The organism is Formosa undariae (assembly GCF_042427615.1).
Lineage (GTDB): Bacteria > Bacteroidota > Bacteroidia > Flavobacteriales > Flavobacteriaceae > Formosa > Formosa undariae.
Map to the genome: position 1 here is coordinate 271,118 of NZ_JBHMEZ010000003.1, position 26,401 is coordinate 297,518.

Here is a 26,401-nt window from a genome sequence, read left to right on the forward strand (position 1 = left end):
CTTAGTCTAGCAAAATACAACTATTTTAAAGCCTTAAAATAATCCAATAAAATGCTATCGTTTATGGTTGAAGGTGTGAAAATTTCTAATAGTTTAGGTGAAGTAGATGCAGAATAAAATGTATCTAACGCCGTTTCTAATTCGAATTCGTTTGATGCCGTTTGATACTCGAACTTATACATTTCGGCCAATTGTTTCGCTGACAAATGATGCTTGGTTTCGAAGAAACGGTCAAAATTCTGTGTATCCTTATGTCCTGGTAAAATTCTAAAAATCCCACCGCCTTCATTATTTATGACGATAATTCTAAAATTTGCAGGAATATAATTATTCCACAAGGCATTACTATCGTAAAAGAAACTTAAGTCACCAACAATTAAAGTCGTTGGTTTTGCAGTAGCAGACGCACTACCAATGGCTGTAGATGTACTTCCGTCTATACCGCTTGTACCGCGATTACAAAACACCTCAACATCAAACGGAAGCTTGAATAACTGCGCGTAACGCACAGTCGAACTATTCCCCAATTGTAGTACTGAGTCTTTTCTTAATGTTTTTAAAAGCATATCGAAAACTTTAAAATCACTATAAAGCACATCTTTTACATACGCATCGTGCCCTTCTTCTCGAATTTGTCTTACCTGATTCCAATAGTTTTGAAATCCGCTTTCGACAATAGTAGTGCGTATTGTAAGCTGACTTAAAAACTGATTAGGCGTGGTTTTAATATGTTTGTTTAAACTAAAAAAGGTGTCGTTTGCTTTATGCAATCCAACATGCCAATGCTGTTTAGGCTTATACGTTCTAAGAAAGGATTTTATTCGTTTTGATACTATTAATCCTCCAAAAGTTAACAAGATATCAGGCTGAAGTGCTTTAAACTCTTCATCTGTTAAAGGTGTAATTAGTTGATCTATACTTGTAAAAAAACTATCGTGATGTACATTAGAAGTCGTTTCTGTAAATACTAAAACACTTTCATCTTCTGCAAAGACATCTAAATACTTTTGTTCAATTTCATTCGGACCATTTACACCAACAAGAATTAGTTTGCGTTCTGCTGCATTCCAATCGTCTGCACAAAATTCTATAGTTTCAAAATCTAATTCAAGCGCAGGTGTTTCCACGTTAAAAACCTTAGGATTTACCGTTAACTTATCTACACGATTATATAAGGGTTCGTCTAAAGGGATATTTATATGAACAGGACCTTGCTTAGATTTAGCACTATTTAAAGCTTTATTAATTTCAATTTCATTCGTGTCTTGAACATTCTCTTGAAGTTTAAAAAGATGCTCTAATTTCAGTTCGATGGTTTTGAAAATCGGAAATTCTTCTGAAGAAAAATGACGATGCTCCTCTTTTATATCCAATCTTAAATTAGCAGAGTGTAAAATATGATTTTTAAATACGTTTGGCTGATTGATTGTTTGTCCGTCGCCAATTCCTATTTTAAATTCAGGACGATCGGCAGATAAAACCACCAAAGGAATATTGCTATAAAAGGCCTCGGACACCGCAGGGTAATAATTTAACAACGCACTACCCGAAGTACAAAGTACCGCCACAGGTTCTTTTAATTGCTGGGCTATACCTAAAGCAAAAAAGCCAGCACAGCGCTCGTCTACAATACTATAACACTTAAAATAAGGGTCGTGAGTAAACCCTATTGTTAAAGGCGCATTTCTGCTTCCCGGTGAAATAACTATATGTTTTAAACCTTTAGATTTACAAAGTTCTATTACCGTTTGCGCGAGCGGAATCGCAGAATATATCATGGTATACTAATTAAATATAATATGCTGTAAAATTAAGCATTCTTAAATTTATTCACGTAAATAACCCGATTAACTTCTTCTTAATAAATCATAAAATTTAGTCCTTTTTTATTAAATCAGTATAAGAAAGCAACTAATATGCTGGATTTTAAAAAAGCACTTTTTTCATGGTTGATGTTTTATTTACCGTTTCCTCCCATTCAGCTTCAGGATTAGAATCTTTAGTTATTCCGCCTCCTACATATAAAGCAACCTTATTCGCTAACACTTGCATACAGCGTAAATTCACATACAAATTACTTACCGTTTTCACTGTCGCATAGACGTTATTCTCTACATTTCTACGATTAGTATTTCGTGTTTGTCGTTTTTTAAAATGCAATTCGCCCATAAATCCTGAGTAAAACTCACGGTTGTACGTTTCATGATGAAGAATAAATGCTTTAGCTTCTGCTTTAGGCAATCCACAAACCGCAGGCGTTGGATGTAAAGCGCGCACAATTTGCAATAATCCAGTATGATCTTTCCCTAGACGTGCAGAAATTTGAGTTTGAAGATGTAATAATCCTCCTGCTCTAACAGTTCGGCGCTCTGAAGTTGAAACCTGTTCTACCTCAGCTTCTAAATTAGATACAATATAATCGGTTACAAATTGCTGTTCTTCTTCTTCTTTGTTTCCCCAACTTACATCTGTAGTTCCTTTATAAACCTGAGTTCCTGCTAATGCCATAGTTGACATGCGCTGCCCTTCAATTTTTAATAAGGTTTCAGGCGTTGCTCCTAACCACAATCCTATTTTAGGATGATACCAACAATACACAAAGGCTGTTTTATAAGTAGATAACAGACGTTTAAAAACTTCAAAAACCTGAAAATTTTCATTAGATACATAATCTGGTCTGGATAAAACTACTTTTTTCAGGTCTGTTTGTTCTATAGTAGAAAGTGCTTTCTCTATGGTATCCATATACGCCATCTTCTGTTCTGAAGAAGATATCAATTGAGAGGTTTCAGTCACTACCTCCTCGCCTTCATAAGCATCGCAATAGTCTACTTCTGCTTGTTCTAATGGCATTAAGACCATTTTTGAAGCATCGTCGAACGGTGCGAAAACAAATCCTGATTCCGATAAATCTTTGGTTTCGTATAGCGTATCGTCATTTTGAAACACTGCATTTACGCGGTCTTCATTCGGTTTTCTATAAGCGACAAAAGGCAAAGCGTCTTGAAACTGAGCGTTCAGACATTCAAAAAAATCATGGTGATTCATTTACTACTTTTTAGGTAAGGTAATAGTCGATAGTTTACAGATAGATATCAAATTATCGTCGTCGTCTGTGACGCGAATATCTATAAGTTGCGTGGTTCTCCCTTTATGTATAAATGATGCCTTAGCATAAACATAACCAGAAGTCACGCTTTTTAAATGATTGGCCGTAATTTCTATGCCACGCACAAAAAATGCATTCGTGTCTAAAAATATATGAGATGCAAAACTCCCAACACTTTCGGCTAAAGCAGCCGTTGCTCCCCCATGCAGCACACCATCTGGTTGATATACTCTAGAATTCACAGGCATCCTTGCCACTAAAGAGTCTTCTGTATAATCTACAATTTCAATTTGTAACGTTTCCATTAGTGTGTTTTTACAAGCTGCATTCGCTTGTTTTAACACTTGGTCTTTAGTTGGTTTCATATAAAACGTATATTTATACGAACAAAAGTACGAAACACTATTCAGAAAAATTCATCTACTCTATGAACATTCAACAATTAGAAGATAGTCGTGTCAAATTGACTTTATTAGGTTTAAGTAATTACAAAAAAATAGAGTCTATCGCTTATCAAAAAGACTTGGTACAATTTTCTCCTTCAGATATTGCAACACCCCAAGCTTTGAGAGACTATGTACAAACTGCCGTAGATGGATATTACCATAAAAAATGTATTCCGTTTCTCGTATTTGATAAACTGACAAATACCTATGCAGGTTGCAGCAGGTATATGAATATTAATGCCAAAGATAAAGTTTTAGATATTGGTTCAACTTGGATTGGTTACGAGTATCAAGGTACTGGATTAAATACGCACATGAAATTTTTGATGTTGAAGTATGCTTTTGAAAACATGAAATTCGAAAAAGTAGAATTTAAAATCGATGAACGCAATATCCGTTCCCGAAAAGCAGTAGAATCTATTGGAGGTACTTTAGAAGGCATCCTTAGAAAAAACATCTATTTACTTAACGGGTTTAAACGAAACACTTGTATTTATGGCATTTTAAAAGAAGAATGGGATATATTAAAAACAACGGTCTTTAGCGATTATAAATCTTACTAAATTAATTTACCAATTTTGAAACAATATCCTTAACCGGCAAAATAGCTGTGGTATATTCTATACTTGGACCAGCGACCCAAACGGTTTTATAAGTCACTTCTTTAGCAGCCTTTTCAGTAGCTTTCATACCAATGGCAAAGCGCATCATCTTAACCCACTTTTTAAGACTTTTATTTTTATTAAGCAGTTTCTCGTACCAAGGTTGCTCTGTGCCTGTTTTCTGAACATAAGGCGTGTTTATAACAGTACATGGTGTTCCGGAGATACGCTCGGTCATTACAATATCTTTTGCTCCGTAATCTACACAGGCTTGTTTATATTCGTTGGTAACACCAGCTTCTACTGAAGCAATAAACGGACTCCCAACAGAGACACCTTCGGCTCCTAATTGTATCATGGCATCTACATCTTCTTTTCGTCCGACGCCTCCTGCAGATATTACAGGAATATTACAGTTTAGTGTTAGTTCTTGAATTAATGCTCTTGGAGATAATTCGCCACGATGTCCACCTGCTTGGTTATTCACAGCTATTATAGCATCTGCACCTAAGCCCTCTACCTTCTTAGCAAACTTTAAATCGGTGACATCACAAAATACTTTAATGCCGACTTCATGTGCTTGCTTAATGGTTTCTTCAGGACTTCCTAAAGATGTGATAATAAAATCGCAACCTTCCTCGCATAAGACCCGTAGCTGATCCTTAAATTTAATATTAGATTTATTCACAATTAAATTAAATCCGAATGCACCTCCTTTCACTTTCGCTGCTTTTAATTCGTGTATAGCAGATTTTAATTCAGTTAAAGTTCTGTAATTTAAAGCCGGAATACACCCCGCAATTCCACTCTCCATACCTGCAGTAACCATAGCCACATTAGAGACTAAAAACATTGGTGCTTGAATAATAGGATGCGTAATTTGTAGTAGTTCAGTAAGTTTTGTTTGCATTTTTTAAGGATAACGGTTAACACAAATATAATTGATTTTATTATGCACGCATAATTTCATAATACAATTAGCGATTCTAAATACAATAGCACACCCTTTTAACTCATTTTAGAATACTATAAAAATCAAAATCGACCTTAAATTTATATCAAAGTCGATTTTTAAAACTAAAGCATTTAATAGAACACACTACCAAATTATATTTCATTTCATTTAATCCCAAGTCATTCGTTGTAATCGAATGGCATTTAAAATTGCTAAGAATGCGACACCAACATCTGCGAAAACAGCTTCCCACATGGTTGCAATTCCGAACGCACCAAGAATCAACACTATCAATTTTACACCAAAAGCTAAGGCAATATTCTGCCAAACTATCGCTCGTGTAGATTTACTGATTTTTATGGCGGTTACAATTTTAGAAGGTTCGTCTGTTTGAATAATCACATCTGCTGTTTCTATAGCAACATCACTTCCTAAACCTCCCATTGCAATCCCTACATCACTTACTGCAAGAACAGGCGCATCGTTAATACCATCGCCAACAAAAGCAACTTTTACACCTATAGTTTTCTTTAATTCCTCAACATCTTGTAATTTATCTTCAGGTAATAATCCTCCTCTTGCTTCTTTAATACCTAATTCTGAAGCTACTTGCTGGGTAATACTATCTTTATCTCCTGAAAGCATTCTGATTTTTAAAATTCCAACCTCTCGCAATTTCAGTATGGTACTTTTCGCATCGTCTTTTAACTCATCGGCAATTACAATATAACCTGCAAAAGTGTTGTCAACAGCCACCAAGACAACAGACTCTACAATGTCTTCTGTTTCCTTAGGAACTTCAATGTGATTAGACTCCATTAAAGTGGCATTTCCCACTAAAACTGTTTTATTACCGACTAAACCTTTTAAACCTTGACCAGCAAGTTCAGTGACCGCTTTTGCTTCTAATGGAATATCCGATGAATACTTCAAAATCGCTTGTGCAATAGGATGCGTAGATTTTACTTCCATAGCCATAACATAAGTCATTAACTCTTGTTCTTCAATCTGAAATGATTTAATGGTTTTAATTTTGAAGACTCCTTTGGTAACCGTTCCTGTCTTATCCATCACCAACGTGTTAATTTTGGTCATAGCTTCTAAAAATGAAGCGCCTTTAAATAAAATTCCGTTTTTAGACGCGGCTCCCAATCCACCGAAATACCCTAACGGAATAGAAATAACTAAAGCACACGGACACGAAATCACTAAGAAGATTAACGCACGATACAACCAATCTCTAAATACATAATCTGACACAAAGAAGTACGGCAACACAGTAATTCCTACAGCTAATAATGCGACAATGGGCGTATAAATTTTAGCAAATTTTCGGATAAACAATTCCGTTTTTGCTTTTCTAGTCGTTGCATTTTGCACTAGATCTAAAATCCTAGAAATGGAACTGTCTTTGAATAATTTTGTGACTTCAATTTCAATCACGCCCTCTAAATTTATACTTCCTGCGTAAACCTTCTTTCCTTTTGTAATGGTATCTGGTTTGCTTTCTCCCGTTAATGCCGCTGTATTTAAAGATGCCTTTTTAGACAACAATACACCATCTAAAGGTATTTTCTCTCCCACACGAACTTGAATCGTTTCACCAATACGAACCAATTCCGGTTCCTCGGCAACAACAGTATTCTGTCTAACAACATTGGCTTCTTTAGGACGCACATCTAACAATGCCTTTATATTTCCTTTTGCTTTGCTTACCGCCTGCCCTTGAAACAATTCCCCTATAGTATAAAACAACATCACTGTAACACCTTCAGGGTATTCCCCTATAGCGAAGGCTCCTAACGTAGCGATAGTCATTAATAAAAACTCGGTAAACACCTCTCCTTTTTTAATGCTTTCCCAACCTTCCTTAACAACAGGAAGTCCTACCGGAATATAAGCCACACTATACCAAATTAATCGAATGGGATTAGTAAAGAAGGGTACGTTATAATAATCTAAAATAATCCCCGAGATTAGTAATACAAAACTAATTATAGCAGGAATATAGGCTTTGATTTTTGACGTTTCATTAGGATCTTGCGCATGACAATGTCCATGACTACAACATCCGTCTCCATCTTGTATTTGCTCTGATTTATTATCGTTCATCTTTCAATAGTCTTTAATTAACTTAACAATACTTCAAAGTTGACAAATAAATCGATGCAATGGAAGTGCATTATTCTCCGTTACATTTATCACAAATACCTCTAACCACTAAATTAACATGCTCGGCTATAAAACCTTTAGGCACTTTTATCTTTGGAATTTTATGATCGGTTAAACACACTGTCGCTTCACATTGTGTACAGTGGAAGTGCAGATGTAAATCGGTATCTAAATCGCAATGACAATTAGGCTCGCATAACGCATATTTAGTAACCCCCGTACCATCGTCTATTTGATGCACAATTTCTTTTTCTTCAAACGTCTTTATTGTACGGTATAGCGTTGTCCGATCTACTTTATCGAATGCATTCTCAATATCGCTTAGGGTTACTGCTTCTTGTTTTTCTGATAAAAAATCGCAAATAAGTATTCGCATCGCAGTGACACGAATACTTTTAGATTCTAAAAAGGCTTCTACTTCTTGCATAAATTAATGGCTATGTCCTGCACTTGATTTTTTCATTTCTGCACTTAAATAATAGGCGTTGTTTAACGCAAATTTCGTGGTTTTGTCTGGTGTTTCTAAAAACGTAACCGCCTGCCAATTGTCGTCTTTGGCACCTGGAATAACTTCTAAAGGTTCAAACTTCCATTCCGCCTCCTCTTGTTCCGCTTTAAAGACGAAAAAACGATCGCCTTCTTTAAAAATAGCATGTTCAGGAATTGCTAAAGACGCCGCTTCATTAACCTGAATTTTTCCTTTAATATACATACCCGGTATTAAATGTCCCTTTTCATTTTTAATCTCGGCATGCACATGAACGGCTTTCGGATTATCTTCAAAAGTTTTACTTACTGAATAAATTTCGGCAATTAATTCTTCGTCAGGAAACGATTGTACCGTAAATCTTACTTTTTGCCCTTTTTTTACATGATATACGTCTTTTTCGAAAACCATTAAATCGGCATGCACATGATGTGTATTTACAATTTCGAAGACCTCTGTTTCCGGTGCAACGTACTGTCCCATTTTCACATTCACTTTCTGTACAAAACCTTCAATAGGGCTGCGTAATCCCACACGTTGAAAAATGGTTCCATTATTAATGTTTTTCGGATTTAAATGTAATAATTTTAACTGTGCACCTAATCCGTTTACTAATGCTTTAGACGCATCGTATTCGGCTTCTGCTTTCTGAAAATTAGCCCCTGAACCAACACCTGAATCATATAGTTTTTTCTGACGTTCAAAATCCTTTTTCAAGTAATTACTATTACTATAAGCATTCAAATAATCGGTTTGCATTTTAATAATATTCGGATGCGTTAAATAAGCGATTACCTGACCTTTTTCTACTTTATCGCCTTCAATCACTTCAATTGATGCAATATTAGCACCGATAATGGTTGTAACTGAAGCCTCATTTTGTGGTGGCACTTCTAAAGTACCATTAGCCTCTACATAACCACTCATTAAACGATTAGATAATGTATCTACTTTCATTTGTAACGCTTGAAATTGCGACGGTTTTAAATGCACACCTTCTGCTTCTTCGTGATCACCATGTTCTTCATGTTGTGCTTCAGAAGATTCATTACTATTATTAGCGTCATTTGTATTATAGTCTTTAGATCCGCAACTTAAAAGACTGGTAAAAAGTGTAAAGACACCGATATATATGATTTTTTTCATCTTAATTCTGATTAAAATATTGTAATTCAAATAAACTGTTGAAGTAATTTAAAAGCGCCTCTTGTGCGTCTAATTCCGATTGAATCGCTTCTTTTATAAGTTGGGAAAACCCGCTGTAATCTACAGCGCCCTCTTTATATGCTAATAATGCACCTTGACGCTGTTCTTTAGCTAACGGCAACACTTTAGATGTATAAAAGGCCCAAGATTCCGACCATTGTGCATATTGTACTTGAGCTTGCAAATATTCAGATTTTACCTGCTCTTGTCTTAACGACACATTAGACTCTGCAATCTGTTTATCTATTTTAGCTGTTTTAATATCGGCGCGATTGCTACCGGATAAAAACGGAATCGATATTCCGCCTTGAAAACTGTAAAACCCAGAATTACCATCTATACTTTGCAAACCACCTTGAACATTAAATTTTGGTAAACTGTTTGCTTTCGCAGCCTTTAATTGTGCTTCGGATTCTTGAACATATAAATCGGCTACTTGATACGCAGGATGTTTTGCAATATCTAATTCTGATATTAAGTCGTTATCACTCTCAAACGTATCTAGAACCGTATAAAATGTATCTGATGCTAGCCATAGATTTAATTGCTGCAAGGCCATACTATATTCGGTGAATGCTTTTGCTTTATTATTCTGAATGTGATAAAACTGATTTTTAGCCGCCGAATATTCTAATCTAGAAATTGTTTCCACCTCATAATTCAAGGCCACTGCTTTTTCAAACTTGGTATAAATAGAATCTAATTCCGAATATAAATTATACTGCATTTTAGTTTGATACGCTTTTGCCCACGCTTTCTTAACCTCTAATGCCAATTGAAGTTCCGATAATTGATATGCACGTTCCGCAAGCAAAATTCGCTGATTCTGTAACTGCTTTTTAGCTCCAATTCCAAACAGATCAATATTATTCTGACCAACCTGAATTGTAGTGTATATGCCTTCACCTCCCCTTAGTTCTTCACCACCAGTAGACAAATTTGTCGTTCCTAAGTCGAATGCTGTACTTTTTATCGCTTCTTCTCTATCTATCGCCAACGCTTTTTGTTTTAATAATGGGTATTGCGTTTTAGATAACTGTACAGCGTCTTCTAAGGAAATTTCCTGAAATTGATTAGGTAATTGTTGGGCAAATGTGAGTTGAGGAATTCCTAAAAACAACACCAATATCGCAATTGCTGGTCCCATAGAACGTTTTAAGGTGAATTTATCTTGACGCTCTTCTACCCAGTGATATAAAATAGGAAGTACAAATAAGGTTAATAATGTTGAGGTTAATAAGCCACCAATAACCACTGTTGCTAACGGACGTTGCACTTCTGCTCCTGCAGATGATGAAATCGCCATAGGTAGAAATCCTAATACATCGGTAAATGCAGTAAGCATAATTGGGCGTATTCGTCGTTTAGTCCCTTCAAATATCCGGTCTTTAAGATTGACAACACCTTCGTCTTTCAGTTCGTTTAAGCCACTAATCATGACCAATCCGTTTAAAACAGCGACACCAAAGAGGACTATAAATCCGACACCAGCAGAAATACTAAATGGCATATCCCGCAACCAAAGCGCAAAGACACCACCAATGGTTGCCATTGGAATGGCAATGTAAATCATAAGCGTTTGTGGGAATGATTTTAGAGCGAAATAAATAAGTACAAAGATTAATAATAAAGCGATTGGAACCACAGTCTGCAATCGTGAACTGGCACGTTCTAAATTTTCGAATGCACCACCATACCGGATAAAATATCCAGGAGGTAACGTTAGTTCTGCATCTAACTTGGCTTGAATTTCTGTTACCAAAGATTTCACATCTCTACCACGTACATTTATACCAACATATGTTCTGCGATTTGTATTATCCCGACTAATCTGCATAGGACCGGCTTTATAAGAAATATCTGCAATTTCCTTTAACGGAATTTGGGAGCCACCAGGTAATTTGATAAACAAATTCTGAACATCTGTAATATCCGTTCGATTTTTTTCCTGTAAACGCACTACGACATCGAAGCGTTTTTCGCCTTCGAAAATCACTCCTGCTTTTCCGCCAGCAAATGCGGTTTGTACCATCTGATTTAGATTATTAATTTGTAATCCATATTGTGCTAATTTTTGTCGGTTATAGATAATCGTCATTTGTGGTAAACCGGTAGTAGCTTCCGCTTTCATATCTCCAATCCCATCGATACCGGCAATGAGTTTGGTAACTTCTTCTGCCTTTTCTGAAAGCACATAAATATCTTCACCATATAATTTAATAGCAATATCTTCACGAACACCTTCCAGTAATTCATTAAAACGCATTTCCATAGGTTGGGTAAATTCGTAATTTACGCCTGGAACAACTTGTACTGCTTCTTTCATTTTATCGATAAGCTCTTCTTTAGAACTGGCAGACACCCATTCGCTTTTAGGTTTTAGAATAACGATAACATCGGCTAAATCCATTGGCATAGGATCTGTAGGAATTTCGGCAACACCAATACGACTTACTACTTTATCGACTTCTGGAAAATTAGCTTTTACAATTTGTTCAATTTTAGTCGTCGTTTCAATCGTTTCTGTTAGTGAACTTCCTGGTTTTAAAATAGCATGAAACGCAATATCTCCTTCGTCTAACTGCGGAATAAACTCGCCTCCCATTCTGGTAAACATAAACACGGCAAGAGCGAAAAGTAAAACCCCTATTCCGATAATCCACTTGCCTTTATTTAAAGCTGAATCTAATAACGGTTGGTATTTACGTTCTACCCAATGCACAAATTTATCGCCATAAGATAGCTTATCGGATTTTGGAGCACGAAGCACCAAAGCAGACATCATTGGGACGTAGGTTAAACACAATATCATAGCACCAATCATGGCAAATATGAACGTTAACGCCATAGGTTTAAACATTTTCCCTTCTATTCCTTCTAAGGCTAGAATAGGAAGAAAAACTATTAAAATAATTAACTGACCAAAGAAGGCCGCATTCATCATTTTCTTAGATGATTTTGAAGCTATTTCATCACGGTTTTCGGATGTTAGTTTTCCTTTTTTGAGGATTTGAGCTGCAAAGACAAAGACGGTGGCTTCAACAATAATGACCGCTCCATCGACTATAATTCCGAAATCTATCGCTCCCAAACTCATAAGGTTCGCCCATACATCGAAGACATACATTAAAATGAATGCAAACAATAAAGACAACGGAATGGTTGAAGCTACTATAAGTCCGCCACGCCAATTTCCTAATAAAAAAATAAGTACAAATATGACGATTAACGCGCCTTCGGTTAAATTAAAACCAACGGTAGAAGTTGTTTTTTCAATCAGAACACTTCGGTCTAAAAGTGGTTGAATTTCGACACCTTCTGGCAACGATTTTTGAATGAGTTTCATGCGCTCTTTAACAGCTTGAATAACGGCGTTAGAGTTTGCTCCTTTTAACATCATGACTAATCCTCCGACTACTTCACCTTCACCATCTTGGGTAAGTGCGCCATAACGAATGGCAGAACCGAATTTAACATCGGCTATAGATCCAATGGTAATAGGCACACCTTGGGCATGGGACACTACAATTTGTTTAATGTCGTCTAAGCTGCGAATTAAACCTTCACCACGAATAAAATTGGCCTGATGATTCTTCTCGATGTACGCACCTCCAGTATTTTGATTATTGGCTTCTAAAGCTTCAAAAACATCGGTAATAGATAAACCAATCGCATTTAATTCTGAAGGATCTACAGCGACTTCATATTGTTTAATTTTACCACCAATTGCGTTAATTTCAACAACACCAGGCACCATGGCCATTTGACGCTGTACAATCCAATCTTGCATGGTTCGTAAATCTGAAATAGAATATTTGTCTTTAAATTCAGATTTTACTTTTAAAGTGTACTGATAGATTTCTCCTAAACCTGTGGTAATTGGTCCCATGGTTGGCGTACCAAAACCTTCGGGAATATCTTCTTTAACTTCTGATAGTTTTTCGGACACCAATTGCCTTGGTAAATAGGTGCCCATATCGTCGTCGAATACGATAGTCACTACCGATAAACCAAAACGAGATACAGAACGAATTTCTTGTACATTGGGTAGGTTGCTCATTGCAACTTCTACAGGATAGGTTACAAATTGTTCAATGTCTTCTGTTCCTAAATTAGGAGCTTGAGTAATAACTTGAACTTGATTATTTGTAATGTCTGGAACGGCATCTATGGGCACTTTTGTCATGCTCCAAATACCCGCTCCTATTATGGTAAGCGTAAGCAAACCAATAATAAATTTATTATGGATTGAAAAATCAATGATTTTATTAATCATAGAAAATAAGTTATAATGTGATTATATATGAGATGTATTCTTAAAATTTATTTAAGAATTATGTAATATAAACCTGTAAAAACAGGACACATTATACCCGGGGTGGCTGTAGTAAAGTCTGATTAAAATCTTTACCTAGACTATCGAAATGAAGAAATAATTTTGTTGATATGTCTGGTACTGTAAAGGTAATTTGTAAGGGATGAAATTGTGCTACATTAATATGACAGCAATGACATTGGCAAAATGGCGAACATAAATCTAATGTATCGTGATTGTGATCGGCGTCGTTATGCTGTACTAATTCTGAAACGATTTGTTGCGCATCATCTCCCTGCACAACATCCTCGCAAGGCGCAAAGTTAAGTGCTAGTATATAGATAGATAATATGACTGCTAAAAATTTCATCGATTCAAATATACAAATTATTGTATGCAATGCCATTGCAAAATGAATAGACTAAAAAACTAACTCATTACAATACCAATAAGCCGTTTTCTTTTAATGTGTTTATAGGTTTTGAAAACCAAAACAATTCGAAGTTCTCAAATTGAGATTCAAAATCTTTTTTCAACATATTAAATGATTTTTGGGTCCCATTACTAGGCATTACATCATCTAACATTTTTAATAACCACTCGCCTTCATCTAAAGGTGTCATAATTTGAAAAGCGCCTGCTTTATTATAAAAGGTCATTTTTAAACTGATATACGTATTGCCTTTTTTGGTTTTTGACACCTCTTCTACAAATGGTGTTTTTCCTAACCAAACAATTTTAGCTGTCGGTTTTACACTAAAACTCGGTTCGGTTTGTAAGGCACTAAAGATACATTCTGAATCTATGGTTGTATCGGGAACATTAAAATCGAACCAATCTTGAAGCGGTAAATCGAAACCAATCCCATGCATATAATTAAATAATGAAGTTTTTAGTCCGTTACTAAATTTTGAATGATCGATTCCTGTAACATCAGAAAACGCGACATCATTATTCGCAAAAGTAATATCGTTATAATGTGGTGTGACTCCAAATTCGGATGGATTTAATCCAATTGGACTATGCGCTGTTAACGCAAACTGATGCCAAAATCCAGACTGTAAAACGCCTACTTCAAACAACTGACGCACCATTTCTAAACTATCAATGGTTTCTTGTTCGGTTTGTGTGGGATACCCGTACATTAAATACGAATGCACCATGATATTACTCTCGGTTAGGTTACGAGTCACTTGTGCGACCTGCTCTACTGTAACCCCTTTATCAATCAATTTTAATAAACGGTCCGATGCCACTTCTAATCCGCCAGAAACCGCAATACATCCAGAAGCTTTTAAAAGGACACATAAATCTTGTGTAAAGTTTTTCTCGAACCTGATATTTGCCCACCACGTTAAAGTTAAGTCACGCTTTAATATTTCTAAGGCTAACGCTTTCATTAATGAAGGCGGCGCAGCTTCATCTACAAAATGAAATCCGGTGTCTCCCGTTTGCGTTATGAGTTCCTCCATGCGGTCTACTAATGTCTTAGCTGCGACGGGTTCGTAAATTTTTATATAATCTAAAGAAATATCGCAGAACGTACATTTCCCCCAATAGCAACCATGGGCCATGGTGAGCTTATTCCAGCGTCCGTCGCTCCATAAACTATGCATTGGATTGGCTATTTCTATAACTGAAATGTAATTATCCAAAAGTAAATCTGAATAATCTGGTGTGCCAACTTCACTCTGTTTATAATCTGGTAGCGGACTATCATTTTTATAAACTACTGCGTTGCTTTCCAATAACAGCGTCCGTTTGAAGGTAAAAGTATTAATGTCTTTATGGTTGACTACTAAATCGTGTAATAATTCGACAGGTAATTCGCCATCGTCTAATGTAATAAAATCGAAAAACTCGAACACACGAACATCTTTTAAAGAACGCAACTCTGTGTTTGGGAATCCACCTCCCATTTCGACAGTAATATTTGGATAATTAGATTTTATAAACTGTGCACAACGAAACGCACTATATAAATTCCCTGGAAACGGCACGGATAAACATACAATTTTAGGTTGTACCTCTTCTAATTTAGCTTCCAGAATTTGTAGCGTGATATCATCAATAAAGGTAATATCTTGTTGCAGGCTTTCGTACAATTCATCGAACGAATTGGCGCTCATTCCTAAACGTTCTGCGTAACGGCTAAAGCCAAAATTATCGTCGATACATTCTATAATAAAATCTGATAAATCTTCAAGAAACAAGGTCGCCAAGTGTTTGGCTTTATCTTGCATCCCCATGTTTCCAAATGCCCAATCTAAATCTTCTAAATTATCGAATCGTGATGCATGTGGTAAAAAGTTATCAGTGCAAATTTGTCTTGCTAAGGTTGTATTCTTGCCTTGTAAAAATTCAACTATAGGCTCTAATACTTTTAAATAATCTGCTTTTAAGGCATATATACGCTGCGCATTTTCACTCTGAATGGTTTCATTCTCATAAGCAAAATCGAACAACATGATAAATGCATTTTTTGAAAACAACTCCACAATTACTTCAATCCCCAAATCCATTTGAAAAGATGAAATCCCTTTGGTATTTAAAAACCCTTTTATATAAGCTGTAGCCGGATAAGGTGTATTTAATTGCGTAAATGGCGGAGTAATTAGTAAAATATCTTTCAAAATAATGCTCAAATTTTGCGCAAATATAATGTATTTGTTTTCCGAAGTTTAGTCAAGCGATTTAAATCTGAAAGTTCATTCAGAATCCTCATATTTAATTCATTTATAAACCGTTTAAAAAATTATATGTAATTTGTTCCTTCAATTATAAGGTAATACCACGACTCGATGAATCCTGAACACGATTATAAAGCCATAAATAAAGCCACTTGGAATGTTAAAACAGAAGCACATTTAATTTCAGATTTTTATGATGTTGAAGGCTTTCTAAACGGAAAATCCTCGTTAAACTCTATTGAAATGGATTTGCTAGGCGATGTTAAAGGCAAAAAGATACTGCATTTACAATGCCACTTTGGTCAAGATTCATTGTCTTTAGCCCGTTTAGGAGCACATGTTACTGCCGTAGATTTATCTGATGTGGCCATAAAAAACGCAAAACAATTAGCAAATAAGCTTGAATTGGACACCACGTTTATTTGTTGCGATGTTTACGATTTACCGAATCATTTAGACGATACTTTCGATATTATATATACAAGTTATGGTACTATTGGATGGTTACCCGATTTAGACCAATGGGCACAATTGATTTCAAAATTTTTAAAACCAAAAGGAGAGTTTGTATTTGTTGAATTTCATCCTGTTGTTTGGGTGTTTGATGACGATTTTGATAAAATCATATACCGTTATTTTAAATCGGATGCTATTATTGAAACAGAAACTGGAACTTACGCCGATAGAGAAGCAAACATGACGCAACAATCCATTACGTGGAATCATAGTTTAAGTGAAGTCATTACAAGTTTACTTCAAAATAATTTAGAACTAAAAGCTTTTCAGGAGTTTGATTATTCTCCTTATGATTGTTTTAGTCATACCGTTGAGGTACAGCCAAAACAATTTAGAATTAAACATTTAGAAGATAAACTACCAATGGTGTATGCATTGAAAGCTATTAAAAACTAATACGGGTTATTTACTATCACACTAAAACGATTAATCAAATAAATCAATCCACTACGAGTCTGAAATTTATCATTTAACACCCAAACCTTGTTCCGGTTGTTGCTCTAAGAGTGCTAAGTTTTCCTTTTTAAGCTTCTGTTTTTTAAGATATCTACCATAAAACAAAGTAATAATTATGGCCAAAACACCTTGAATTAGAACCATACTCTGCACACCAATATATTGAGATATACTACCAATAGCTAAACTACCTATAGGAAGCAGTCCTGTTAATGTCATGACATAAATACTAATTACACGTCCTCTAAATTCATTTGGAACATTTACCTGAATTATAGTATTTGTAATTGTACGCACCGACATCATACCAAATGCAGCTACCGCGATAAGTAATAAGGCCAAATAATAATTATCTGTATTAGAAAATAGCACCAAACCTATTCCAAAAATTAAAGAATTTACAGCTAAAATTTTACTTAAATCAGTACCAGGTTTTAACGATGCTAAAAATATAGCACCTACAAAAGCTCCGAAACCGATAACCCCATCGATAACCCCTAAAGTGGATGCCGAACCATTAAACACATCTTTTGCAAATGCTGGTGTTAATGTCGTATACGACAACACAAACAAACTCATTAACCCAACAAAAATGAGTATAGAGTGGATTTCAGGTGTGCTTGTTATATAATTAATGGCTTCCTTAAATTCTCTTTTTATATTTCTATCTGCAGATGGTTTTAATTCTTGTTTAGGCAATCGCATTAATAGTAACGATATGATTACGGGAATAAAACTCATCGCATTTAATCCGAAACACACTTGATCCCCATAAGACTCTAGAATAAAACCAGCAATGGCCGGACCTATCAATTTAGATAAATTTACCATGGACGAGTTTAACGCTAGTGCATTGGGCAAATCGTCTTTATTATCTACCATTTCCCGTACTAAAGACTGTCGGGCTGGCACATCGAAACCATTTATAACCCCTAGAACAGCACTTAAAACGATAATGGTCCAAACCGCTTGGTCTTTAATAAAAATGATTGAAATAGTAAGCAAGATGGCCTGAACCAAAGACACGATTTGGGTTATTAATAACACTTTGTGTCTGTTATATCTATCTGCGACAACACCGCCATAAAGGGACATCAAAGCTGTTGGGAATAGTGTAGCAAATACCGTAACACCCAACATAAATTTAGACTGTGTAAGACTGTAAATCACCCAACTTACCGCTGTTTTCTGCATCCAAGTTCCTAAAAGAGATACCGACTGCCCCATGAAGAACAATCTGAAATTTCTACTTTTAAAGGAATTAAAGGTGGTAAAGTTCATGTTTTACTTTTCTAAATTAGCTTGCAAAATTAAACTATTCCTCTTTAAAAATTCTGCATAAACAATACGCATCCTCGATAGGCCATCAATATTTATGATATTCTAGATTTAGAGTGATAAAATGGCTGATCATCTTTTTTTATTCAATTAAAAGTTTAATAAGAAGTCATTATTGTTTTAACTTAGTATCACTTATTTTAATTTAAATTCTATCATACATTGGAAACCTTTACACTTGCCCGAGTTATACATGTATTAGCCGTTGTTTTATGGATTGGAGGTGTTTCTATGGTCACTACGGTTATTATTCCTGCTGTAAAAAAAATGAAAACCAAAGAAGATAAACTGCAAACTTTCGAGCAAATTGAAGGAAAGTTTGCAACCCAAGCTAAAATTACAACCTTACTTACAGGAATTACTGGCTTTTATATGATGTATGAATTAGACGCATGGGATCGCTATCTAGATCCTAAATTTTGGTGGGTCCATGCCATGACTATCATGTGGATTATCTTCACATTAGTATTGTATGTCTTAGAACCACTTTTACTTCATAAGTTATTTAAAAAAGAAGTCGAAAAAAATCCTGATAAAGCGTTTAGAATAATTCATCGTGCGCATTGGATTTTACTTATTCTTAGTTTATGCACCATCTTTGGAGCAGTAGCAGGAAGTCATGGTTGGTATTTATTTTAATAAAATAGTCTTAAAAATATGTGAAGTTATTTTTTATTCTTTGGAAACTATTACATTTGCAATGTGAAAAAATTAATTAAATTTTCTGGTGGAATACTGTTAACGGTATTGTATTGTTATGCACTATTTAGTGTAGCACAGCCTCTGCCTCAAACTTTCACTTATCATTCGAATCATTCTGAGCAACAACAGAAAGTTTCAAAAGTATCTAAATCACTTTTCAGCTTAACTACAGAAGCTGAAAACTTACGTGTATCATTCAGCCCTTCAACGGGACCATTTTTAAAAATTCCGTTTTTTAATTCTGTTTGGTATCCTAAAATTAGCGAGCATATTTTAACTGCACAGCTTTCGCAGTACACAAAATATCATACCAATACGTTGGTTAACTATCGTAAAAACGATTCCATATTCCCGTTTCATTATTTCTGGTAATTTCCGGTTTATTATTAGTGTCATTACACACTAACCGTATACTACAGCTAGGTTATATTTATTTATATAATCTGCACCTTTTATGAAATAATTTAAAACACATTACAATGAATACTGGAACACTAATACTTAGCGCATTCTTTATAGCAATCTGCGCATTACCTTTTATATTATCAAGTCGCGGAAGCAGAAAAAGAAAAAATACGTTACATAAATCGTTACAAACTTTAGCAAATAAACATGATGCCGAAATAAGCATTTACGATGTAGGTGCCGATTTTATTATTGGTATGGACAACATTAAGAACCTAGTCTTTTTCTTCAAAAAAACAGCAGATAATTCGGTTGAAAACTGTTTAGATTTATCGGATTATAAAGATTGTAAAATATTAAAATTCGGTAAGGATTTACACGCAAAAAGCAGTTCTTATGCCATTGAAAAATTGAAATTAGATTTTATTCCTAAAGATAAAACAACTTCTGAACAACAATTTGAATTCTACAACGAAGCGGTAAATACGCAATTAAGTGGAGAGATTCAGATTATCGATACTTGGCATGATTTAATTCAAAAGAAGTTAGCGCTTAACTAATACTAATAAAAGCCCTGTGATTCGTCATGGGGCTTTTAGTTTATAGCTTTAAAGTCATACAATGATAATAAACTGTGAAGGTTTTAAACCTTTACTTTTTTAATCCTTTCTACTAAGAACAATATCATGTTCTATAATTTCGGCATATTATAAAGGACGTTATAGCAGTGAATAGTTTTGTGTTTAAGGACTCCATTTTGAATCTGTAAATAAATCTCGATGACTATTCTTTAAAGACTATTTCATCAATTTATAGTTTCCCTTTAAATATTAAATTTGAAACAAAATGTCTTAAAATACAAAAACCCCAATATAAATTGAGGTTTAAGTACTAGTAAAATAGTTGTTTGCTCGCAAGAGCATTTGTATTAAGCATTTCTGCTTAATTGTCTTAGCTTAGATTTAATTTTTTGTGGAGTAGAACCCGTATTTCCGAACAAATATCCGTAAGGTAATCCTACAAATAAAGCACCTCCAACGATATTTCCTAGAGTCGCTGGAATTAAATTTTTAAATATAAACGTGCTCCATGTAATTCCTGAACCTTCAAAAATTGAAAGTGGAATAAAATACATATTAGCAATACTATGCTCGAATCCTAAAGTTACAAAAGCCATTACAGGTAACCAAATAGCGATAATCTTACCGCTTGAGTTTTCGGCTGCGATACCTTGCCAAAGAGCTAGACACACTAACCAATTCGCTCCGATACCTTTTATAAAAGTGACTAAAAACGAATGACTTGTTTTACCTCGTGCTATACTATAAACCATATCTAGATACGGTTCTTTACTTACAAGGTGTGTTAAATGTGTTATAACATATGCAATAAATAGAGCGCCAATAAAGTTGCCTAAATATACCAACCCCCAATTTTTAAACATGGTTATAACCCGTTGTTTTTTACTTAAAATATTAGGAATAAAATAGGCATTATTCCCAGTAAACAACTCTGCTCCTACCAAAACCACAAGAATTAATCCTAATGGGAATGCCGCTCCAAATAGAAACTTTGCAAAACCAGGATTTCGTGCTATAATCTCGGGTGAACCTCCAGAAATTGTTATGGCTAACAATCCGCCAAAAGCCACATAAGCACCTGCTAAAAACGCAAGAATTAATGTTTTACTTACTGTATATCCCTCTTTATTAAGGGCAATTTCGTTAATTATTTTAATACCTTCTTTGGGTGAATTCATAATAATATTTCAATTTAAAAAGTAAGACACCTTTTAATTTACCTTGACTTTTTTGAAGTAATTTTCTAAAATCTCTTTTGCTACGTCTAATTCTTCTTGAGTATTTTCTCGAGCTTCTTTAAGCTCATATTCCCAACCAAGAGCTTCCCATTTATGGATACCTAGTTTATGATAAGGCTGAAGTTCTATTTGTTCGATAGTTTTATAATCCTTAAAATACGTACCTAATTGATGCAACAACTCCGGTGTATTAGTAGTTCCTGGAATAAGAACATAACGTAACCACATTTTCTTCCCAGAATCTTCTCTATATTTTGCAAAATTGAAAGTCGTCTCTTTATTTTTAGCACCCGCTATATATTGAAACCCTTCTTCGGTCATATGCTTAATATCAAGCATTACCAAATCGGCATAATCATCTAATAACTCTTTTGTAGGATGATTTAATAACCGTCCATTTGTATCGATATTAGTGTGAATACCTTCTTCTTTTAGGCGTTTAAAAAATGTAATTAAATTTTTTGACTGTAATAAAGGTTCTCCTCCAGAAACGGTAACACCACCACGATCTCCAAAATAAGATTTCATTCTAACAGCACGTTGTACAAGATCTTCAATATTGTATTCTGTCCCGCCCTGAGTGTCTATGGTATCCGGATTATGGCAATACAAGCATTTTAATTTACAGCCTTGTAAAAACACAACCATACGGATTCCTGGACCATCATGCGTCCCAAAAGACTCGATAGAATGTACGCTTAAGGTTATATCTGTAGTTTTAATAGTAGTAAGATTTTGATTAAAAAAAAAGAGGTATTCAAAAATATAAGTTACACTAACAATTTAAGGAGATTACTTTATAATAAAGTAAAATTAGTGTGTTATGTTTTTTTTGAATACCTCTTGGAGTTAAATAAACAGAGTTTCGTTTACATAGATTCGTGGAACGAACGTGAAATAACTTCCATTTGTTGTTCTCTTGTTAATCTTATAAAGTTGACAGCATAACCAGACACGCGAATTGTTAATTGCGGGTGATTTTCTGGATGTTCCATAGCATCTAATAAAGTGTCTTTATCTAATACATTTACATTTAAATGTTGTGCGCCATGCTCAAAGTATCCGGTTAAAGTGGCTACTAAGTTATCTATACGTTCTTCGTCTGTAGATCCTAAAGACTTAGGTACTATAGAGAATGTATTTGATACACCATCTTGCGAATCTTTATAGTCTATTTTAGCAACAGAATTTAAAGATGCAATAGCGCCATTAGTATCACGTCCGTGCATTGGATTTGCTCCTGGTGCAAAAGGCACACCTTTAGCTCGACCATCTGGAGTTGCTCCCGTCTTTTTACCATAAACTACGTTAGACGTAATGGTTAACACAGACATTGTTGGTTCTGCATTTTTGTAGACTGCTAACTTTTTTAATTCGTTGTTAAAGTCTTGTACAGCATCATGAGCAAAGATATCTACACGATCATCGTCGTTTCCATATTTAGGGAATTCACCTTCAATTTCGAAACTAACAGTTAATCCTTCTTCATTTCTAATCGGTTTAACTTTAGCATATTTAATAGCTGATAAAGAATCTGCTACGATAGATAAACCAGCAATACCGTACGCGATATTAATATCTGGGTTAGTATCTATTAAAGCCATCTGACCTTTTTCGTAGTAGTATTTATCGTGCATGTAGTGAATAATATTCATAGAATCGTTGTACACGCGAGCTACTTCTTTCATTGCTAATTTAAAATTAGCCATTACTTTATCGAAGTCTAAATACTCATCGTTATCTACTTCAATACCTTTAACCATTTTTTTACCTGTGATCTCACAACGACCAGCATTTACAGCTAAAAGCAATGTTTTTGCTAAGTTAGTACGAGCCCCAAAGAATTGAATTTGTTTTCCGATTTCTTGGTAAGACACACAGCACGCAATTCCATAATCGTCTGATCCTCTAAGAGTACGCATTAAATCATCATTTTCAAACTGAATTGAAGACGTATCAATAGCGACTTTAGCACAATATTTTCTAAAGTTTTCTGGTAAAGAAGGCGACCATAAAACTGTAATATTTGGTTCTGGTGATGGTCCTAGGTTATATAATGTATGTAAGAAACGGAAAGCCGTTTTGGTTACTTTAGTACGTCCGTCTTTAAACATACCTCCAATAGCTTCTGTTACCCATGTTGGATCTCCAGCAAAAATTTCGTCGTATGCAGACATTCTTAAGTGACGCACCATACGTAATTTCATTACAAATTGATCGATATATTCCTGAGCTTCTATTTCTCCAATAACTTCATTATCTAAATCTCTTTGGATAAAAATATCTAAGAACGTAGATACATTACCTAAAGACATAGCAGCACCATCTTGTTCTTTTACTGCAGCTAAATAGGCCATATATGTCCACTGTACAGCTTCTTGAGCATTATCTGCAGGGCGACTCAGGTCTAAACCATAAGCATTACCCATGGTAATCATTTCTTTAAGCGCTTTAATTTGCTCAGAAACTTCTTCTCTTAAGCGAATTACAGCATCTGTCATTGGGCCTTTAATGTTTGCTAAATCTTGTTTTTTAGCGGCAATTAAAGTATCAATACCGTATAAAGCAATTCTTCTGTAGTCACCAATAATTCTTCCACGAGCATAATTATCTGGTAATCCCGTTAAAAATCCTAATGATCTAAATTTTCTAATTTCAGCATTATATGCATCAAACACACCATCATTATGAGTTTTTACATATTTAGAAAATAATTCGTCTACTTGATTTGCTGGTTTTAGACCAATTTCTTCTAATGCTTTCTGAACTACTTTATAACCTCCGAAAGGTTTCATAGCTCTTTTTAATAAACCGTTAGTTTGTAAACCAACAATCGTTTCGTTTTCTTTATCTATATATCCTGCTTCAAAATTTGCAATTCCTGAAACAATATCAGTATCAACAGAGTGTACTCCGTTGTTTGCGCGTTCTATTTTAGTGGCATCTTTACAAACGTCCCATAATTTTTTAGTACGTTCACTTGGTCCTATTAAGAAATTTTGATTTCCTTCATAAGGCGTTATGTTTCTGTACACAAAATCACGTACATTAATAGCTGTATTCCAATCTCCACTTTGGAAGCCTTTAGTCTTTAGGTCTGAATTTTTTAACTCTGCTACTTTCATATTTTTATATATTAAATCTATGTATTCTAAATCTATATATCAAAGTTCAGCTTTAAGCAAGATTTAAAACATGACAAATGACAGGTTTAAAACGAATTAAGAACCTTTTAAAGAAACCCTTTAAAGAAGTGTTAAAAACTGTTAAATAGAGACGTTTTGTAAATTTTCAACAATAAAACAAGTCCTTAAATAAAAATATCATAATCTACTATTTAACAAGTATTTGTAACGTTTGTTTTTCAAACGTTTGAAAAATATATCACACATTTTTTAAATTCTAATAGCACCCAAAAAAACAACTAATTTTAGCTAAAAAATGCAAGATATTACTCCTTTTTAAATCCATAACAATTCAATAAAAATGAAGACACGACTCCCTAAAAAAGGAATACAGACCGTTATTTTTTATACTTTTAATTTCTTTATTTAATATGCACCACAAGAAACCATTTACTATGTCACATTTAAAAGCCATTACCTGTCTTTCTATTCTTATATTATACAGTTTTACAGGAACTTCTCAGAACATAAAAAGTTCTCAAATAGATTCTTTAGTAGCGGTATCTATGGCATTAAAAAGCAATGTGGGTGTAGCTATAGCTGTAGTAAAAGATGGGAAAGTAATTCATTCTGAAGGTTACGGTGTAAAATCGATTACTACCGAAGCAAAAGTAGACGAAAACACACTTTTTGCCATTGCTTCAAATTCGAAAGCATTCACTTCGGCAGCTTTGGCAATCTTGGTAGATGAAGGTAAATTATCTTGGAATGATCGCGTAGTAGATTACATTCCTGAATTTAAAATGTACGACGATTATGTGACCTCAAATTTTACAATCATAGATTTACTAACGCATAGAAGTGGCCTAGGATTAGGTGCCGGAGACTTAATGATATTCCCTGGTGGTGGAGATTTTAAAATCGACGATGTGCTTAAAAGTTTTCAATACCAAACACCGACATCTGCATTTAGAACAAAATACGATTACGACAATTTATTATATCTCGTAGCTGGAGAAGTCCTTTTTAGAGTAACCGGAACATCTTGGTCTGATTTTGTTCAAACTAAAATATTTAATCCTTTAGGCATGCAAAACAGTGTCTCAATTGGTAATCGCGTAACTCCAGAGGCAAATTTAGCTTTACCACATAGTTCTTACAATAATAACATTATAGAAGTGAAACCTTACGACGGTGGAGAACTTGTTGCGGCAGCTGGTGGTATCAATTCTAGTGTCCACGATTTAAGCAAATGGATGCTTATGCAACTCAATAAAGGTAAATATGGAGCAGATTTATCTAAATCACTTTTTTCAGAAAAACGGCAAATAGAAATGTGGGGACCACATACCATAACAGGTTTTGAATTAGATGCAGATCCGAGAACTGGAAATCATTTTTCTGCCTATGGATTGGGTTGGGAGATTTCGGATAGAAAAGGAAAAATAATCGCAGAACACACTGGAGGATTACCAGGAATGTTATCGCGAACTATTTTAGTCCCAGAACTAAATTTAGGAATCGTGGTATTAACAAATTCGGATCCTGGAGGTTATGCTTTCTATTCTATTCCAGAAACTATACTAGATATGTATTTAGATATCGATAAAAAAGATTGGATTACTGAAACTTCAGAATATAGTAAGCTTCAAGAAAAAGATGGAGATAAGGTTCTGAAAGAAGTGTGGGATACCGTGAAAGCCAATAAAAAGACTAAAATTGATATTAAAAATTATTTAGGAACGTATACCGACCCTTGGTTTGGAGATATTACAATTTCTGAAAAAGATGAAAAAATATGGTTTACCTCAAAACGATCACCTAAATTAAACGGACAAATGTTTTTTTATAAGGCTACCACTTTTGCTATAAAATGGGACTATACCGATATGCCTTGCGACGCCTTTGCAACCTTTAATTTAAATGAAGATGGAAAAGCCATGCAAATTAAAATGAAAGGCATCTCGCCTAACATCGATTTTAGCTTCGATTTTCATGATCTCAAATTAACCCGTGTAGAATAATACTTTAATAGAACAACGATATTACGGTAAACCG

Annotated in this window: 20 protein-coding genes; 6 read left to right on the forward strand and 14 right to left on the reverse strand. The window is 34.7% G+C overall.

The features are described 5' to 3' along the window. Positions 1-20 precede the first annotated feature (20 nt). The 3 genes from menD to ACFFVB_RS04645 form a co-directional block, all read right to left on the reverse strand. Positions 21-1,778, reverse strand: a complete 1,758-nt coding sequence (gene menD, locus ACFFVB_RS04635) for a 2-succinyl-5-enolpyruvyl-6-hydroxy-3-cyclohexene-1-carboxylate synthase (protein ID WP_382381546.1) — start codon at positions 1,776-1,778, stop codon at positions 21-23. Between the two features lie 148 nt (positions 1,779-1,926). Then, positions 1,927-3,048, reverse strand: coding sequence for a chorismate-binding protein (locus tag ACFFVB_RS04640; protein ID WP_382381547.1), 1,122 nt, complete (start codon positions 3,046-3,048; stop codon positions 1,927-1,929). 3 nt (positions 3,049-3,051) lie between these two features. Next, entirely contained in the window at positions 3,052-3,474 is a 423-nt protein-coding gene (locus ACFFVB_RS04645) for a PaaI family thioesterase (RefSeq protein ID WP_382381548.1), read from the reverse strand. Positions 3,475-3,536: 62 nt separating this feature from the next. On the opposite strand from ACFFVB_RS04645, the gene ACFFVB_RS04650 reads away from it, so the two are divergent. Further along, positions 3,537-4,118: a GNAT family N-acetyltransferase gene (locus ACFFVB_RS04650; RefSeq protein ID WP_382381549.1), complete on the forward strand. Its 582-nt coding sequence runs from the start codon at positions 3,537-3,539 to the stop codon at positions 4,116-4,118. A gap of 1 nt (position 4,119) precedes the next feature. On the opposite strand, the gene ACFFVB_RS04655 is transcribed toward ACFFVB_RS04650, so the two are convergent. The 7 genes from ACFFVB_RS04655 to ACFFVB_RS04685 form a co-directional block, all read right to left on the reverse strand. Further along, positions 4,120-5,067, reverse strand: a complete 948-nt coding sequence (locus ACFFVB_RS04655; protein WP_382381550.1) for an NAD(P)H-dependent flavin oxidoreductase — start codon at positions 5,065-5,067, stop codon at positions 4,120-4,122. Between the two features lie 213 nt (positions 5,068-5,280). After that, positions 5,281-7,224 (reverse strand): heavy metal translocating P-type ATPase, encoded by a 1,944-nt coding sequence (locus ACFFVB_RS04660; protein WP_382381551.1) that lies wholly within the window; start codon positions 7,222-7,224, stop codon positions 5,281-5,283. A 70-nt stretch (positions 7,225-7,294) separates the two neighbouring features. Then, positions 7,295-7,711, reverse strand: a complete 417-nt coding sequence (locus ACFFVB_RS04665; RefSeq protein WP_382381552.1) for a Fur family transcriptional regulator — start codon at positions 7,709-7,711, stop codon at positions 7,295-7,297. A 3-nt stretch (positions 7,712-7,714) separates the two neighbouring features. After that, a complete protein-coding gene (locus ACFFVB_RS04670) occupies positions 7,715-8,917 on the reverse strand; it encodes an efflux RND transporter periplasmic adaptor subunit (protein WP_382381553.1) in 1,203 nt (400 codons plus the stop codon). Between the two features lies 1 nt (position 8,918). After that, the gene (locus ACFFVB_RS04675) at positions 8,919-13,253 is read right to left on the reverse strand and encodes a CusA/CzcA family heavy metal efflux RND transporter (protein ID WP_382381554.1); all 4,335 of its coding nucleotides are present in this window, start codon (positions 13,251-13,253) and stop codon (positions 8,919-8,921) included. Between the two features lie 91 nt (positions 13,254-13,344). Beyond that, positions 13,345-13,662, reverse strand: a complete 318-nt coding sequence (locus ACFFVB_RS04680) for a DUF6660 family protein (RefSeq protein ID WP_382381555.1) — start codon at positions 13,660-13,662, stop codon at positions 13,345-13,347. A 67-nt stretch (positions 13,663-13,729) separates the two neighbouring features. Then, positions 13,730-15,925: a B12-binding domain-containing radical SAM protein gene (locus ACFFVB_RS04685; RefSeq protein WP_382381556.1), complete on the reverse strand. Its 2,196-nt coding sequence runs from the start codon at positions 15,923-15,925 to the stop codon at positions 13,730-13,732. A 168-nt stretch (positions 15,926-16,093) separates the two neighbouring features. Between ACFFVB_RS04685 and ACFFVB_RS04690 the strand changes: the two genes are divergently transcribed. After that, complete coding sequence (locus ACFFVB_RS04690; protein ID WP_382381557.1) at positions 16,094-16,894, forward strand: class I SAM-dependent methyltransferase; 801 nt, start codon at positions 16,094-16,096, stop codon at positions 16,892-16,894. A gap of 69 nt (positions 16,895-16,963) precedes the next feature. Here ACFFVB_RS04690 and ACFFVB_RS04695 read toward each other — a convergent pair whose 3' ends face one another. Then, positions 16,964-18,235 (reverse strand): MFS transporter, encoded by a 1,272-nt coding sequence (locus tag ACFFVB_RS04695; protein ID WP_382381558.1) that lies wholly within the window; start codon positions 18,233-18,235, stop codon positions 16,964-16,966. A 219-nt stretch (positions 18,236-18,454) separates the two neighbouring features. Here ACFFVB_RS04695 and ACFFVB_RS04700 point away from each other — a divergent pair, with 219 nt between their 5' ends. The 3 genes from ACFFVB_RS04700 (at position 18,455) to ACFFVB_RS04710 (ending at position 19,959) form a co-directional block, all read left to right on the forward strand. Further along, positions 18,455-18,931 carry a hypothetical protein gene (locus tag ACFFVB_RS04700; RefSeq protein ID WP_382381559.1) on the forward strand — a complete coding sequence of 159 codons (477 nt, stop codon included), beginning with the start codon at positions 18,455-18,457 and terminating at the stop codon, positions 18,929-18,931. Between the two features lie 63 nt (positions 18,932-18,994). Beyond that, positions 18,995-19,366, forward strand: coding sequence for a hypothetical protein (locus ACFFVB_RS04705; protein WP_382381560.1), 372 nt, complete (start codon positions 18,995-18,997; stop codon positions 19,364-19,366). A gap of 107 nt (positions 19,367-19,473) precedes the next feature. After that, positions 19,474-19,959, forward strand: coding sequence for a hypothetical protein (locus ACFFVB_RS04710; RefSeq protein WP_382381561.1), 486 nt, complete (start codon positions 19,474-19,476; stop codon positions 19,957-19,959). Positions 19,960-20,327: 368 nt separating this feature from the next. On the opposite strand, the gene ACFFVB_RS04715 is transcribed toward ACFFVB_RS04710, so the two are convergent. The 3 genes from ACFFVB_RS04715 to pflB form a co-directional block, all read right to left on the reverse strand. Continuing rightward, on the reverse strand, positions 20,328-21,158 hold the full coding sequence (locus ACFFVB_RS04715) for a formate/nitrite transporter family protein (RefSeq protein WP_382381562.1): 831 nt from the start codon (positions 21,156-21,158) through the stop codon (positions 20,328-20,330). A 33-nt stretch (positions 21,159-21,191) separates the two neighbouring features. Continuing rightward, positions 21,192-22,001 carry a pyruvate formate-lyase-activating protein gene (gene pflA, locus ACFFVB_RS04720; protein ID WP_382382228.1) on the reverse strand — a complete coding sequence of 270 codons (810 nt, stop codon included), beginning with the start codon at positions 21,999-22,001 and terminating at the stop codon, positions 21,192-21,194. 86 nt (positions 22,002-22,087) lie between these two features. After that, positions 22,088-24,343, reverse strand: coding sequence for a formate C-acetyltransferase (pflB, locus tag ACFFVB_RS04725; protein ID WP_382381563.1), 2,256 nt, complete (start codon positions 24,341-24,343; stop codon positions 22,088-22,090). A 455-nt stretch (positions 24,344-24,798) separates the two neighbouring features. Here pflB and ACFFVB_RS04730 point away from each other — a divergent pair, with 455 nt between their 5' ends. Continuing rightward, complete coding sequence (locus ACFFVB_RS04730; protein WP_382381564.1) at positions 24,799-26,367, forward strand: serine hydrolase; 1,569 nt, start codon at positions 24,799-24,801, stop codon at positions 26,365-26,367. Positions 26,368-26,401: the final 34 nt, after the last annotated feature.